Consider the following 14,241-nt stretch of genomic DNA (forward strand, 5'->3'; position numbering starts at 1 on the left):
CGGGACGGCGACGAGAGCGACCACCAGGGTGCCGCTCGGGGGAGTGCCGAGGCGGACGTGTCCTCGGATTCCGAGACTGGTGCGGGCTTTGGGCAGCCATGGGGGCGGGGGAGAGAGAGGAGCTCGGCTCTTCATTAACTGGCTTTCGGAGCTACGGACAGGGGGAAACGCGGAGGTTTTCGGTGGTGGGCACCGGGACCGACGAGTGGGTCAGGCGGCGGACAGGAAGTGCTGGCGGTAGAGCTCGATGAGCGTGCCGCGGTCGTACGTTGCGAGCACCGTGTGGTGGTCGGACAGGCCCTTCATGTCGATGACCTCGACGCTGACCACGGCGGGCAGGAGTATCCGGCTGGTGAAGATGAGGTCCACGCGGTGGGCCGGGCCGTGAGTCGGCGACGCGTCGACGGTCGGGGCGAGCAGTCCTGGCCGACCGCGAGGACAGGTAGCTTCCGTTCGATGGTGCCGGTGCTGGTCTCGTGCATCTCGACACGGTCGGCGAACCGGGTTACGTCGTCCGCCTGGACCGCCCGAAGCGATGGAGAGTTGTATGACAGGTGAGTGCAGGCGGCCACCAGGTCGACGTCCCTGGTACCGCGTACGCGCAAGGTCATGGCGGTGGGGTGCAGCAGCCAGCCTGGCCACTCGGTTTCCCAGAGAGTGATCTGCTCGAACACCTCGGGGTCGTAATACAGCGCGATGGAGCCCAACCCCGGGCCGAGTTCGCCGGCGAGCTGCAGGATGCGCTTCGACTGGCCGAACAGGGTGGACCCACGGCCAGTACGGGCGTGGCCGATGTTCTCCTGGCGGCACAGAATCGTCGGACGCAGCTTGGCCAGCCGCTGGTGCATAGTCAGCCACTTCTCGTGGTCGCCGTTGCCGTTGAGCTCGAAATTACAGGTAGCGATTCTGATCCGACTCACTGTCATGATCCTTGAGGGTGTGGACGGATGGGCGGGTCTGGTGGGAGTGGGGTTGGTGCCTTTGGACAGGAGGCAGGAGGGCGCCAGTTCGGCGCTCAGGCAGCACGGCGCCGGGATGCGTGCTCTGCGGACCACTGGTGCCGGGTGGGCTCGAGTACGTCGTCCCCGATGTACTTGAGTTGGATGTCGTCCGGTCCGGCGGGGGCGTTGATGAGCTGGATGTCCCGCAGTATCCGCTCGCAGGGGTTGCCGACGCGTGTGGCGTGACCGCCGTGCAGTTGCTTGGCATCTTCGGCGGAGGCGACGCCATGACGGTTGTTCACGAGTTTGGCGTTGTACAGCCATCTGTCGCACGACTGCCCCTGGTCCAGGAGATAGGCGGCGTGGTACGCGGCGAGTTCGGCCTGCATCAGCCGGAAGGCCATCTCGGAGATGCGGCGGCGCACCATCTTCACGTCGGAGAGGTAGCCGTTGTAGCGCTCGCGTTCCACGGAGACCCACCTGGTGGTCACGTCCAGTGCCTGCTGGTGGATGCCGAGTGCGACGGCCGCGAGGTTGAGTCTGCCGTAGACCACCGACGACATGAGCGCTACGTCGTGGCCGCCGCCGACCTCGCCAATGATGTTGCCTTCCGGGACACGGACACCGTCGAGGCGGAGTCCGTCGACGGAGAATCCATGCAGACCACTGGAGGGTCGGTGGACGACCTCGACACCGTCTCGTTCGGCCTCGACCAGGACAGCAGTCAGGCCCCGTGCGTCGCCGCGCTCGCCTGTCCGGACCACGACGCAGTGGATGTCCGCAAGGCCGGCGTTCCCTATGAATTCCTTCGCGCCGTCGATCACGAGTTCGCCGTTGTCGAAGCGAGCGGTACTGTCCATGTCCAGCAGATGGCTGCCGTGGCGGGGCTCCGTGACCGCGATGCTCGGCCAGACCTCGCCGGCAGCGATGGCAGGCAGCCATGTGCGGCGCAGCTCGTCGCTGCCGTACTCGGTGATCGGGGCAGCCCCGAGGATCGATGCCTGGAGTATGGCGCCGGCGGCCCCGCTGACGCGCGACACCTCTGTCACCGCGACGGTCTTGGCGAGGTGTCCCTCGTCCCTGCCACCCCACTCGGAGCTGATGAGCAGCCCGAGCCACTCGCCCATGATCGGTCGCAGTTCGCGGTCGGTGTGCGAGCCCCGGGACTCCATGCCCGGTACCCGGGGGGCGATCTCGGCGTCCGCGATGCTCTTGACCTGTTCCCTAAGGCGCTCGTGATCGTCAGTCAGGTACGGGCTCGTGGTGGGCATCGTGGTCTTCCTCTTCTCCCTGCTTGGCTGGTCGCTGCAGTGGGGCCTTGCGCAACGTTGTGTCGGTGCTACGAGCTGGTACGCCGGTAGAACTCGGTCATGAAGAGGTCGCGGTAGTGGTCAATGAGTGTCCACAGGGGGCGTCCTGCCGAGCGGGGACGCGGCTCGGTGCCGACCACGCAGACCGTGCCCCAGACGTGGTTCGTGCGTTCGTCGATGAGGGGGGCTCCTCCATAGACGCGGACCCCGATCTCGTCGACGACCGGGTTACCTGCGAACTCGTCGAAGTCGAGGACATCAGTCAGTACTAGCGAGCCTCGGCGCTGGACGACGTGGGGGCAGAAGCCGCGGGTCAGCGGCATGCCGCGGCTCACCACGGGCAGTTCGCCTCCGGTGGGGTTGGCGAGACCGAGGAAGAGCTGCTCGCTGCCGACCCAGTTGAGCATGGCGTACGGGGTGCCGGCCGCGTTGGCTACCTGCTGGGCGAACGCGTCGAATGCGCCCACGGGAGGAGCTGCGGGGTCGAAGAATTCAGGCAGATGGCTCTGCCAGTCGATGTCGTGGCCGGTAGTGGACAGGAGATCGGACGGAGCATGTGGGTTCACAGCTGTGCTCCTCGCAGAAAGTTGGCATGGGCATGTGAGAGGGTGAGAGTGTGGTCGACGAGACGGCCGAGTACGCTGGCCGCGTCCGCCCTCTTACGGGCATCGCACAGCACGACCGGAACCGTGGCCGGCAGGGAAAGAGCTGACGAGACTTCGTCGGGGTCGTAGCGGCTGGCGTCGTCGAACTCGTTCACGGCGACCAGGAAGGGCAGACCGAGCCGCTCGAAGTAGTCGACCGCGGGAAAGCTTTCGTCGAGGCGGCGGGTGTCGACGAGGACAACGGCGGCGAGAGCTCCTCGCGTGAGCTCGTCCCACATGAACCAGAACCGGTTCTGCCCTGGTGTGCCGAACAGCATCAGGATGGTGTTCAGCTGCGGGAAGGTGATCCGCCCGAAGTCCATGCCGACGGTGGTCGCCTTCTTGTCGAACAGCAGCGTGAGGTCGTCCACACCCTCGGAGGCTGCGGTCATCACGGCCTCAGTACGCAGCGGGGTGATCTCGGAGACGGCGCCCACAAACGTGGTCTTGCCGACCCCGAATCCGCCGGCGATGACGATCTTGATTGATATGGGCTTCGCCCCGCCGAGCCGGCGTGACAGCCCGAGGTCAGAGCTTGAGGAGTCCATCGCGAAGGGCCTTCAGGAGAGCAATGTCGGGAAGGTCAGCGGCGTTCGTGGCGGTCACGGCACTCAGCGCGCCGATGTCGATCAGCCGGGACATGAGGATCCTGGTGATCTGGAAGGGCAACCCGATCAGGGCGCCGATCTCGGCGACTGCCACGGGCTGCTCCCGGCACAACGCCATGGCCTGTGCGGCTTCCGGCGGCTGGCCGGGTGGCGGTTCTCCCTCGGCCCACAGCAGCGTCTCGATCTGCAAGTCGCGAGTGGGCCTGGTCTGGCCGCCGGTCAGGACGTAGAGGCTGGGGGCCTCGGTGTCCTCGACGGTCCAGGCCGGGCCGCTTGCGGCCGCCATCTCACTGGCCGTCACCGGAAGGGGCCCCGCTCACGCGCGCCTGTGTGGCCAGCAGTTCGCCCATCCGCTTGATCAGGTTGACCATCGCGAATCCGACGGCGCCCTCGTCCGCCCGCGTGTTGGTCAGCACGCCCAACACGCTTTCGACCTTGTCCGGGTCGCGTCCCGCGTTCCGCGCCACCACGGCAGGCGGGTTCCCGGCGCTCATGATGAACAGGAGCCAGTTGTTCTTCCTGACGAGAACCTGTTCGACCCGGCCCTGGCCGTCGTCGACGCCGTTGGCGATCGAGTACATACCGTTGATCACTGCGGCCATGCGGTCCGCCAGGGTGCCGTCCATTCCCGGTCCTGCGTGAGCCAGCCTCATGCCGTCCTGCGAGGCGAGCAGGACTCCGGTCACTTCGGGCAGCTGGGCGAGGTCGTTGAGCAGCTGGTCCAGAACCTCTTCCGGCTGGACTGTCGTCGAGTCGGTGGTCATCGAATTCTCCGTATCTCCGTACGCTGTACGGCTGGTGCCCAGGCGCCAAGGCGGGCACGAAGGACGTGATCGGGAGGCGGCTGCGGGCGGCTAGCTCGTGCTTCCCTCGGACGGCCACGCCCCGCTGTCTGTCTCGGCTTGCTCCGCGCGATACACGCCCTGGGCGAACTTGCTGACGAAGGTTGGATCCGGCGGTGCTTGTGAGACTGGGCCCGCCTCTGACACTGCAGGCGCCGCAGACTCACCCATGACCGCTGCCTGCGGTGTCCGCTGCGGCAACGTGGGGCGAGTGTCGTGTGCTGCGCCCTTTGGAGGCGTTGCCGTGCACTCAGCCGACGCGACAGGTTGCTGCGCTGGCGTACGCCGCGCGTCACGGTGAGGCAATGGGGCCATCCCTGCCGGGGCCGGGGCCGGGGCCGGGGCCGGGGGACTGGGCCTGGGACCGCCAGCGGGACGCGGTCCAGGGCGCCCCACGAACTGCGACTCCGGGCCTGGAACAGCGGCAACGGCTGCGGCCGGTTGAGTCTGTGACAGGGCCGCCGACCTGTCCTGCCAGAGCAGGAGTTCGTCCGGCACCACAACGAGCGCCGTGGTGCCGTGCATGAGATTCTTCTGCAGTTGCACCTGGATGCCGTACCGGCGGGCGAGCTTGGCCACGACGAGCAGGCCGGTCTGGCGCTGGGCCAGTTGTTCGGCCAGGTCCGTGTCCTGCGGATTGGCCAGCATCCGGTTGTAGCGATCGAGTTCGCCCTGAGCCATGCCTATGCCCCGGTCCTCGATCTCCACGGCCAGACCCGCGGTGACCCTCGTCGCCCGCACGACGACCTTGCTGTCCGGCGGCGAGCAGAGAGTGGCGTTCTCCTCCAACTCGGCCAGCAGGTGGATCAGATCGGGTCCCGCAAAGCCTGGTATCTGCACATCCAGGGTGGACGTGTGCATGCGGACCCGGGCGTACTTTTCGATCTCCCCCGACGCGCCACGCAGAAGATCCACCAGCCCGATCGGCTGGTTCAGCTGGCGCGCCTTCACACCACCCAGAACCGCCAGCCGTCCGGCCGACCGCCGCATGCGCTTGAGGAGATTGTTGACGTCGAACACGCGATACAGCACGTCCGGGTCCTGGACCTGCTTGGTCAGCTCCGTCACGATGCCCAGCGCGCGCACGAGCAGCAGGGTCAAGCCGCCGGCGAGATAGACGAGTGCTTGCGTCAGTTCGGCCTGCCGGCCGTTCACCACCGCCCGCCAGGCTTCCTCGTTCAACTGGGCTAGAGCGGCATCGGCCTCATTCCACGGGTTGCCGTCGGAGTTCGCCTGTGCCGCGCCGAAGGCGGGAGCGGAGGGCCGCTCGCCCCGGTCGAGCTGCTCCAGGGCTCCGCTGATGCTCTTGCGTCCTTCGTCCACGCCGGATTTGAAGTGGCGCAGCCAGCTATGCACTGAATCGCTGTACTCGCTGCGCTGCCGGTGTAGCTCAGCCGCAGTGCGAACTGCCAACCACTCTGCGACGATCAGCACGGTCAGACCAGCCGCTGCTACCGCCGTCACGATGATCCAGCCATCCACATGGACACGGGCCACCGTGCCGACGACAGCCGCCGTGCACGAAAATGCCGAGGTCAAGAGGGCGGGTATGAACACCAGAAGCCGCAGCCGCAGGCGTAGTCCCTTCTCGGTGCGTAGTGGCGCGGCTCCGTGAGCCCGCCGTCGCTGGCCACGTCGGTGACCGTTTGAACGCGGGCATGACAGATCAGACATGGGTGACCTCGTGGAACATGGTCCTGACGGGGAGGAGAACGCGGCCGGCGGGGAACGGGCGAGCAGCGCACCGTCGCCGAGCTGGGGAGCAGCGGCGACCAGGCCGAGACTTCGGCGGGAGTGGCCGCCGGGGCACGCGCACCAGTCCGCAGCCGACGAGGGAGGTGGCGTACGGTCCGGGCTCACTACGGTGCCCCGACGGCCGGTCTATATGCGGATCGCGCTGATGGTCTCGGCCATGCTCTCCACGAAGCGGCTGATGGACGGAGCGAGCGAGCTGCCCTGGAGATAGAAGCCGAGGAGCACGGCCGCTACGGCGTGGCTGGGCTTGAGGCTGCCATTGTGGATCAGCAGCCACACCACCATGGCCAGCAAAAGGACCAGGGAGACAGTGATGCTCACGGAACTGGGTTCCTGACGGGAGGGCGTTCCCGACGGGCCCCGCGTGGCCCATCGGCTTAGCAGCGATGACCAACGCGGCTGCGGGACTTGGGCCGATTGCGCGGCTGACGGATGGGGCGCCTGCGCAGCTGGTGGCCGCGATGGTCCGGGCGCGGCCGAGGCTGGCCGCCATACCGGCTAAGGCGGGAAACAGGGCGAGCACGGTGTCCTCCGGGTACGCAGACTTGTCGTCTTGCGTCTTGTCCGCGACGCCCGGGTGACCGTTTCCGGCCTTCGTCGAGTTTATAGGTAAACCAGCGAAGTAATCGACTATCTCGGACCAGATTCCTGTGAAAAGACAGTGAGCAGGGATGCTGGTGCCAGAACGAGGAATGTCGCTGCGCTGTGAGTTAGGTGGCGCTGGCCAATTAACCCCCTTTGCTGTGATGGCATTGGTCATGGCACCGACGGTCTCGCATATCGCGGTCGACGCTCCGAAATCTGTCAGAACTTCCCGGCGATCAGACGATCGAGTTGGGTGCCGTCGTGGTCGGGCGGTGTCGAGGGTCGCGGCGAGCGGCCGGGTGTGGTGGAAGGAACAGCCCGTCCGGCCGTAATGCGTGTCGGCTGGCGACGGACCCGGGGATGCAAACCGGTGGCCCCCTCGTTCCGCTGCTGACCAAAGTTATTCTTGCCCAATTGTGCAAGTAGTCCCGTGCTGGGCGGATGTTGTTCACGAGAGGGTTACAGAAGCCCGCGGAGCGCAGCTTCGGCTTTGCCCACGGCTTTTGTGAGGGCGTGCATGTGAGCCTGCGGAAGGTTGCCTGCACCGAGCTGTGAGGCCGTGAGTAGGGCGTTGAGTGTCTGTCTCTGCTCGCTGGTCAGGTGGGCGCGCGTCGTGTGGTGGTTCAGGACGTCTTGGGCGGCGTAGGCGTCGAGACTGGCCACGTTGGCGACGGCGTCCCGTAGGAGGACAGCGTGAGGGCTTGTGTGGTCAGGGGCCAGTTCGAGCGCGGTCAGTCCAACTCGGGCCTGGAACACCGTGGTTGTGGGATCGGGCGGGGTAATCAGCGCGAGTGCCTCCTGCAGAGCAAGGTCCGCATCCGGCTCTGGCGTGGGGTTGGGCGCGGGCCGGCAGTAGATACGCAGAAGCGCCGCGATGGTGTTCTCCCATGGTTCTGTTGGGGTGGTGGACTCGATGGTGTCGCGAGCCTCCTGATCGAGGCCGCGTTCCATCAGGGACATGATCTGGATTTGGCGTCCGTCGAGGAGGCGGTTGCCGACGCCGCGGTGCGCGGCCATGGCTTCGGCGGCCTCGGTCCAGCGGCCGATCCGTGCCAAGGCCCTGGCACCGTCGACGAGCACGGTGCTCCACAGCTCCTGACAGATCTTCCGGTGGTCTGCGTCGGTGTCGATAAGCATGGACAGATCGAGAGTGTGGCCGCAGATCTCGGCTGTGCCGCGTCTCTGGGCAGCGCGGTACAGCCGCGTGAGCACGTCGTAGGCGGCTTCACCGTCGCCCTCGCGGGTCAGCAGCCGGGAGATGTTGATCAAGGGCATGAGCGACATCACCGCGATGTCTCCCCTGAGGTTTTCAGCTTCGACGAAGACCCGGTGCTGCCTCCAGCACAGGTCGGCTGCGAGGTCGGGCATCCCGACGTCGGAGACGATCAACGCTGCGTAGTTGAGGACCGAGCAGGTGCGGGCCACCAGATCACGGTGGCTCGCACCAGCGGGCTCGACAGGCAGCCGGTTGAGGAGGGTGATCCGTTCGTCCAGCGGTAACGCGGGCTTCTTGGCTCGGCGGACCAGCGGGATGCGGCTGGCTATCGAGGGGATCACCGGCTCACCCCTTGCGCGGCCAGTCGACGACAAGGCGGCTGTAGGTCTTGTCGATCACGAAGCGCGGCTCCGTAGCCGTCAGTTGGTCGCGGGTATTGCCGACAGCCATACGGAAGCCGGGCTCCGGCCCGTCGTTGCCCCAGCCCTGGTCCCACTCGCCGATCTCCGTCGCGACGTGGTCGGTGAGTTCGGCGGCGCGCGATCCGTGGCCGACGACGCCGACCTGCCAGAACTTGCCCTGCTCGTCTTCGCCTTCGCGTACGGTCAGGTAGGCCAGCGTGTCGGCGTCGAGCGCGGCCATGGCCCCCCAGCCGAAGCTCGGGGCGTAACCGGGACGGGTGCCGGGCATGCGGGACAGGCCGTTGGGCAGTACGCACGCCAGGTACAGGTACATCCACTCCCAGGGGGCGCCCTTGCGGAACTTTACGCCGGTGTAGAGGGTGGTCTGCGGCTGGTCCAGGACGGTGCGCATCGCTTCGCGGTCAACCTCCTGCTCGCTGAAGGTCTCCAGGCGCACGTTGCCCTCACCTGCATGGGGCACCAGGGTGTAGATGTCGTCGCAGACGCCCTTGCGCAGGGGCACGAACGTCGCCATCTCACAGGAGACGGTCTTCCAGGTGTCGCCGTCGCGTTCGAAGGCGAAGGAGCGGGAGATGCTGCCGCGGATACGCATCGGCAGGACCAGGCGTCCGCCGGGGGCGAGCTGGTCGAGGATCTGCACGGGGATGTCGCCTGCGCCGACGGTGAACTGGATACGGTCGAAGGGGGCGTGGACGGGCAGGCCAGCTGCGCCGTCGCCCAGCACGGCGGTCACGATCGTGGCCCCGGCGTCGGCGAGGTTCTTCTGGGCGCCGTCGACGAGGTCCTGGTCGACGTCCACGGTCCACACGTGGCCGCCGGGCGCTACGAGATGGCCGAGGAGCGCGGCGTTGTAGCCGGTGGCCGCCCCGGCTTCCAGGATCTTGTGGCCGGGCCTGGCGCCCAACTGCTCCAGTTGGGTGGCGACGATCGAGGGTGCGGAGATACAGGAGATCATCTCGCCCGTCGCGTCGTGCTTGATGGGTACGGCGTCGTTGACGTACGCGGCCTGAAGGTCTACGCCGGGGAGGAAGCGGTGGCGCTCGGTGTCCCGGAAGGCGGCGATGACTTCGGGAGTGCGCAGGTGGCCGCTGTCGATGAAGCGGTTGACGAGCGCTTCGCGCAGTTCGGCGGGGTCGGTCACGGAAGTGATGGTGGTCTCCATTCGAGTCAGGTTGGGTTCCTGTGAGGTGGACTGGCGGGGAGGCACGTCGGCTACGCCCCTCTCGGGGAAGGCGACTTGACAGCCCAGCCATGCGGTGGCGACTTGCTCGCCGGCAGATACTGCGGCGCGGTTGAAAGCGAAGATCGCGTGGTGGGCGAGCACCGCGCGCAGGCCCCGCGTCAGCCGTCCCTCGGAGGCGAGCCGGGCCAGCTGGTGCCCGGCGTCCTCAAACGCGGTGACGCGTTCGGCCCATCCGGGCTCGGCGTCTGGCCGCATGGCTGCGTCCGCGTTCATCAGCCGTCGCATGGCTGCGAGTGCCTGGTCGCGCGCAGGGCCGGTGGGTGGGGTGATGGGTGGCCGCAGGGAGCCGATCTTCGCCCAGACGTCACCGGCCTCGAACTGGTCCAGGCCGGCCGACCGGATCATGGTGGAGAGCAGCAGGACACAGCGCTCTTTGGCACCTGGGCTGCCGGTCTCGGCCAGAGCGGCGCGGCTGTCCGTGCAGAACACGTTGTGGGCGACGGTCATGCCTTCGGCGCCGCCGAACGCTTCGGTCTCCGGCTCATAGACGCCGCCGACCCAGTTGCTGGCCAGCTCGTCGGCGACGAGTCGGTCCAGCAGGTCGGCGGTGGGGCGCTCGGTACGCAGTCGCAGCCCGCCGTCCTTGCGCAGGAAGTGGAACCGCTGGTCGCGCAGTGCGGATGACAGTGCCTGAGCGGCCTCTTGGGGCACCCCGGCACCGCCCGGGAAGAACACGGTGGCGTGCCACCAGTCCTTCTCTCTGGTGATGGGAAGGTCTTCGAGATTGACCATGGTCGTGGGTGCTCCTTGTCGGTTCGGCTCGGTTCGGATGGCGGGCGGGGAGTCAGGTGATCAGCAGGGCACTGGTCCAGTCCGTTTCGTTCGTGCCGTCCAGTGCCAGGTGTGCACCGGTACGGCCTTCGAGGAATCCGGGCTTGGGCAGTCGTTCCAGGTCGGCGGCCAGGCGCTGGGTCAGGTCTTCGATCGGCGGGGTGAATCGGTCTGGTGCGGGGCTGTCGTCGGCAACCGCGCGGGCGATGGTCAGCAGGCCGGCCCAGCCGTGGCACAGCGAGGCGTCGGTGATCAGCCCGAGGAAGTTCGGGTCGGCCAGCGTGCGTATGACGGTGTCCTCTGCCGCGAGTCGGCGGGCGGGGTCTTTCAGGGTGAGTGCGGCGAGTTGTTGGGTGCGGGCGATGCCGATCTGGCCGTAGCACCAGGACGGGCGTGCGGGTGCCGGCTCGGGTGGCTCAGGGGCTGACAGTTGGTCATGGGTGGTCCAGTACCAGCAGCCGTATGTGTCCAGCCAGCGTGCGAACACCTCGATGGCGTCGTGCTGCCCCGGGACCTGGACGTCGTGCCGGACGGCGAGGGAGAGCGCCGCTAAGGGACCGGCGATGCCGTGTGCCACGCCGTTGTTGCTGTGTCCGCCGGCCACCGCCTCGTCGGCGGGCCCCACCGGTGACCACCATCCCGGCAATTCCCGGCCTTCGACGCGGACCGGCCGGGCCAGGGAGACCAGATAGGCCAGAACCTCCTCCAACAGCGGCGAGGGCGCACCGCGGGCCAGGAGCAGCGCGCCCAGCCCGGTCAAGCCCCGAATGAGGTCGAACTCCGCGGGATGCGGCAGCGCCCCAGCCGCCTGACGCCGACGAGCTGCGGCCAGTCGGGCGGCCACGACGCGGTCGACGGCGCCCTGTACATCGTGGTCGGCACGCCCGGCGCGTCCCAGCACAAACTCCAGCGCCGGGACGCCGTGGAACAGGGAGGCGTTGCCTCCCGCGCTGACTCCGCCCGCAACCGCCTGGGTCAGGTTGTTTCGTGCGGCGGCGAGATCGCCGCGCTCGATGTGCAGCAGTGCCATCCCGAGTGCGCCTTCGGAGAGGTCCTGCGTCCTGGGCGGACTCGCCGTGGCCGTCATGAGCGCGCCTTCAGTGGGACGACGATGCTGTGGGCCCGCCCGCCGATCCATCCGTCAGCGTCCGGCGGCGGCGCGTCGTGCAGGACCGCGACCCCGGTCGGACTGGCGTCAAGGTGGGCGCGCAGCAGGTCCAGAGACATGTCCTGGCGCAGATCCAGGGGCAGGTGTTGGTCTTCCTCGGCTACCAGCACACGGTCCGGCACGCCGAACCGGCCCATCCAGGCGTGCAGCTGTTCGGCCCACTCATCCCGCATTGCAGAGCGGCCGGGCAGATCCCGGGTCCGCAGCTTCCACCGTGCCGCCACCAGGATCGACCGCCGGTAGTGCAGCGCCGGGGTGAACGGCAACGTCCAGGCTGCGCCCCAGTCGAACCACGACACCTGCGGTGCTGCGGCCCGGCTGATCTCGGCCAGGAACCGGGCCAGGGGAGGGGTGTAGTTGTTCCACACGAAGTTGATCGCGGTCGGCGCAAGCAGCTCAAGACGCCTGCCGGTGGCGGCCTCGGCGAGGTAGAGGCGGCCGTCGCGGAAACCAACGGCCAAATCGGACGGGAAGAGCATCCCCTTCCCGCGGTGCCGGAACTCCCCGACGCTGACCAGCCGGGGCAGCACCTGCGGGGCCCGAGTGAGCAGATCCGCCCTGACACGGCCGGCGTGAAAGGACAACTGGGCCAGCTCCGCGCCGGGCTCGACCGTGGGCAGGCCGGCATACCTCGCGCCGGCCTGCGGGAACAGGTGCCAGAACCGGCCCACAAACGAACCAGCCGCGCGGGAGGCGGTGGACACCCGAAGCCGGAAGTCCCCGCGATCCAGAGCCCCCATCGAGCCGGATTGGACCTGCCCGCACAGTTCGAGATGGGGCGGGTTGACCACCCGCTTACCCGCGGCAGCCTCCAGCTCCTCAATCATTGCGCCGGACAGCGCCACCGCCCTGCGGCCTTCGAGGGCCGCGGTACCGGCCAGTTCCAGCAGCAGCCGGTCTCGCCGGGTCATCGGGCGGGGAGGCTCGGAAACGTGGCCGAACCCCTCGGGAAGTCCCAGGCCATGCTCGGGATCCGTCACCAGCTCCAACGCCACCTCGACGTTCTCACCGTAACGGTCGGTGAACCGCTCGATGTAGCGGCGCCATGCTGGGGTTCCCGTCGGATGCATAGCGAGCCGGGTCAGAACCGTCGCGGCGGTATCCGCCTCCGTCAGGACCGCCTTCGGTAACCGCACTGTGGCGTCCAGCCGCAGATCCGGGGCAGTCACATGGTTCTGGGCGGCCTCACGCAAAGCAGGCGGCAGGGGGACCGTTGGATCGACGACGGTGGCGGGCGCGCGCAGCGAGGACCGCAGCAGCCGCACCCGCAGGAGCTGCGCGAGCAACCCTGCCCGGTGATGTTCTGCCGTGTTCGGGAACTCGGCCGCGAGCTTTTCCGCCAGCGCCGAGTATTGGATCGGTGCGCGTGCCGCGTCGAGGACCAGCGCGACTGCAGGCGTCAGCGCGAGCGAGAACTCCGAGGCTCCTTCGGACGGGACGTAGACGCGCCCGCCCTGCTGCCTGAGCAGGTTGTTGACGCAGACCTCGACCTCGGACATCCGCTCGGTGTCCGCCTCCCAGTCACTGATCGCCGCATCCATCGCCACCGGGTCCGGCCGGCGAACCGCCTGATGCTGGTCCCCGACCCGCACCTCGGCCGTGTCGTCGAACTCGAACAGCGCGACACCCGCGAACAGCCCGAACGGGGCGGAGCGGCGCGTGGACCTGATCGCGTACCGGGCGGTGGCCAGCGCCGCCCGTCGTACCCGGCGCTCCTTCGGCGACCGCCCGTAGAGGATCGACTGGACCTGGCGGGCGAGATCCGGACTGGCGCCGGAAACGGTCTGCCGGAAGGTGTCATCGGCCCACACAGCGGCCAGCCACGAACGCCAGTGTTCGAGCCGTGCGTCGGGACCCGGCCAGGGCGGCATGTCCGGCCCGGCGAGGTTCACCGCGGCGCGCAGCATCCCTTCGCCGGCACCCTGATACAGGCTGTGTCGTGAGCGCGTCATAACCCTCCGTTCTTGGCAGGAAGGGGGCGGGCTGGGCGGAGCCGTCCGTCCAGCCCGCACCGCCGGGACTGGTTAGACCGTGGAGCCAGAGCAGGCGCTCGGGCAGGAACTCCCGCAGGTGTCGCCGGTGCTGCACATCAGCACCGTCTCGGTCTCCGGCGTGTTCTCGATGATGGTGATGTCGAGTTGGAACGGGTCGTCCGCGTCGCCGATGGTCAGCTGTGCGGGAGCAACGGGCTGCTCCAGGGGAACGGCGGTCATGCATACCTCCTTGGATAGGTGCGGGCGGTGCAGGATTCCGGGACCCGGCCGGCCCCGGTGCTTTAGTGCCAGGTCACTGCGAGAATGCCGTGCCGCTTCTGCGCGGCTACCTGAGGCAGAGAGGATGGAGCGGGACCCGGCAGGTACCTGATCATTGCGGCTCCCCGGCGCCGGTGATTCTGAGCCCAGCGCTGCAGCGGGTCCGCGTATGGGTCGGCGAGAGCTTCGGCCTGCGGACCATGGGCGACCCCGTCGCTCTCGAAGCCGCCGCTATCCGTGTTCTCGCGGCGGGTTCGGTACGCGATGCTGTTCTTGGTGACCAGCGCCGCCGCACCGCAGGTGGGGCCTTCGCGGCGCGGGGTTTCCATCACCAGACAAACGGACGCAACGCGCACGGTCATGTGACGGCGGGCGCGGCGCATGACGAGCTTGGGCACGGTGTTCTCCGGGGCGCAGACATGACGTCCAGCGTCAGTGACCGCGACGCCCGGGTGCCCGTTGCCGGACATGATCAAGTGTACTG

At 68.0% G+C, this 14,241-nt stretch carries 14 protein-coding genes; all 14 read right to left on the reverse strand.

The features are described from left to right. Nucleotides 1-302: 302 nt before the first annotated feature. Nucleotides 303-920: a hypothetical protein gene (locus IE262_RS34635; protein WP_229877798.1), complete on the reverse strand. Its 618-nt coding sequence runs from the start codon at nt 918-920 to the stop codon at nt 303-305. 95 nt (nt 921-1,015) lie between these two features. Next, entirely contained in the window at nt 1,016-2,212 is a 1,197-nt protein-coding gene (locus IE262_RS34640; protein WP_189879342.1) for an acyl-CoA dehydrogenase family protein, read from the reverse strand. A gap of 68 nt (nt 2,213-2,280) precedes the next feature. Further along, on the reverse strand, nt 2,281-2,817 hold the full coding sequence (locus IE262_RS34645; protein WP_189879344.1) for a GAF domain-containing protein: 537 nt from the start codon (nt 2,815-2,817) through the stop codon (nt 2,281-2,283). Next, the gene (locus IE262_RS34650) at nt 2,814-3,443 is read right to left on the reverse strand and encodes a GTP-binding protein (RefSeq protein WP_189879345.1); all 630 of its coding nucleotides are present in this window, start codon (nt 3,441-3,443) and stop codon (nt 2,814-2,816) included. The genes IE262_RS34645 and IE262_RS34650 overlap by 4 nt, the downstream gene beginning before the upstream one ends. Then, nucleotides 3,424-3,789 carry a DUF742 domain-containing protein gene (locus IE262_RS34655; RefSeq protein WP_189879348.1) on the reverse strand — a complete coding sequence of 122 codons (366 nt, stop codon included), beginning with the start codon at nt 3,787-3,789 and terminating at the stop codon, nt 3,424-3,426. The genes IE262_RS34650 and IE262_RS34655 overlap by 20 nt, the downstream gene beginning before the upstream one ends. Before the next feature lies 1 nt (nt 3,790). Beyond that, the gene (locus IE262_RS34660) at nt 3,791-4,267 is read right to left on the reverse strand and encodes a roadblock/LC7 domain-containing protein (RefSeq protein ID WP_189879350.1); all 477 of its coding nucleotides are present in this window, start codon (nt 4,265-4,267) and stop codon (nt 3,791-3,793) included. Between the two features lie 90 nt (nt 4,268-4,357). After that, the gene (locus tag IE262_RS34665; RefSeq protein WP_189879352.1) at nt 4,358-5,884 is read right to left on the reverse strand and encodes an ATP-binding protein; all 1,527 of its coding nucleotides are present in this window, start codon (nt 5,882-5,884) and stop codon (nt 4,358-4,360) included. Nucleotides 5,885-6,226: 342 nt separating this feature from the next. Then, nucleotides 6,227-6,421 (reverse strand): hypothetical protein, encoded by a 195-nt coding sequence (locus IE262_RS34670; RefSeq protein ID WP_189879354.1) that lies wholly within the window; start codon nt 6,419-6,421, stop codon nt 6,227-6,229. Between the two features lie 723 nt (nt 6,422-7,144). Further along, the gene (locus IE262_RS34675; RefSeq protein WP_189879357.1) at nt 7,145-8,242 is read right to left on the reverse strand and encodes a hypothetical protein; all 1,098 of its coding nucleotides are present in this window, start codon (nt 8,240-8,242) and stop codon (nt 7,145-7,147) included. Nucleotides 8,243-8,246: 4 nt separating this feature from the next. Next, on the reverse strand, nt 8,247-10,298 hold the full coding sequence (gene fxlM / locus IE262_RS34680; RefSeq protein WP_189879359.1) for a methyltransferase, FxLD system: 2,052 nt from the start codon (nt 10,296-10,298) through the stop codon (nt 8,247-8,249). A gap of 52 nt (nt 10,299-10,350) precedes the next feature. Next, the gene (locus tag IE262_RS34685) at nt 10,351-11,424 is read right to left on the reverse strand and encodes a lanthionine synthetase C family protein (protein ID WP_189879361.1); all 1,074 of its coding nucleotides are present in this window, start codon (nt 11,422-11,424) and stop codon (nt 10,351-10,353) included. Continuing rightward, entirely contained in the window at nt 11,421-13,457 is a 2,037-nt protein-coding gene (locus tag IE262_RS34690; RefSeq protein ID WP_229877800.1) for a lantibiotic dehydratase family protein, read from the reverse strand. The genes IE262_RS34685 and IE262_RS34690 overlap by 4 nt, the downstream gene beginning before the upstream one ends. 72 nt (nt 13,458-13,529) lie before the next feature. Next, nucleotides 13,530-13,718 carry an FxLD family lanthipeptide gene (locus IE262_RS34695; RefSeq protein WP_189879362.1) on the reverse strand — a complete coding sequence of 63 codons (189 nt, stop codon included), beginning with the start codon at nt 13,716-13,718 and terminating at the stop codon, nt 13,530-13,532. A gap of 62 nt (nt 13,719-13,780) precedes the next feature. Beyond that, complete coding sequence (locus IE262_RS34700) at nt 13,781-14,227, reverse strand: hypothetical protein (protein WP_189879364.1); 447 nt, start codon at nt 14,225-14,227, stop codon at nt 13,781-13,783. Nucleotides 14,228-14,241: the final 14 nt, after the last annotated feature.

The organism is Streptomyces bluensis (assembly GCF_014650715.1).
GTDB lineage: Bacteria > Actinomycetota > Actinomycetes > Streptomycetales > Streptomycetaceae > Streptomyces > Streptomyces bluensis.

Excerpts from the sequence above, each read along its gene's own strand:
- fxlM (WP_189879359.1), bottom strand. The coding sequence starts at position 10,298 with ATGGTCAATCTCGAAGACCTTCCCATCACCAGAGAGAAGGACTGGTGG.
- IE262_RS34655 (WP_189879348.1), bottom strand. The coding sequence starts at position 3,789 with ATGGCGGCCGCAAGCGGCCCGGCCTGGACCGTCGAGGACACCGAGGCC.
- IE262_RS34660 (WP_189879350.1), bottom strand. The coding sequence starts at position 4,267 with ATGACCACCGACTCGACGACAGTCCAGCCGGAAGAGGTTCTGGACCAG.
- IE262_RS34695 (WP_189879362.1), bottom strand. The coding sequence starts at position 13,718 with ATGACCGCCGTTCCCCTGGAGCAGCCCGTTGCTCCCGCACAGCTGACC.
- IE262_RS34700 (WP_189879364.1), bottom strand. The coding sequence starts at position 14,227 with ATGTCCGGCAACGGGCACCCGGGCGTCGCGGTCACTGACGCTGGACGT.
- IE262_RS34650 (WP_189879345.1), bottom strand. The coding sequence starts at position 3,443 with ATGGACTCCTCAAGCTCTGACCTCGGGCTGTCACGCCGGCTCGGCGGG.
- IE262_RS34690 (WP_229877800.1), bottom strand. The coding sequence starts at position 13,457 with ATGACGCGCTCACGACACAGCCTGTATCAGGGTGCCGGCGAAGGGATG.
- IE262_RS34640 (WP_189879342.1), bottom strand. The coding sequence starts at position 2,212 with ATGCCCACCACGAGCCCGTACCTGACTGACGATCACGAGCGCCTTAGG.
- IE262_RS34685 (WP_189879361.1), bottom strand. The coding sequence starts at position 11,424 with ATGACGGCCACGGCGAGTCCGCCCAGGACGCAGGACCTCTCCGAAGGC.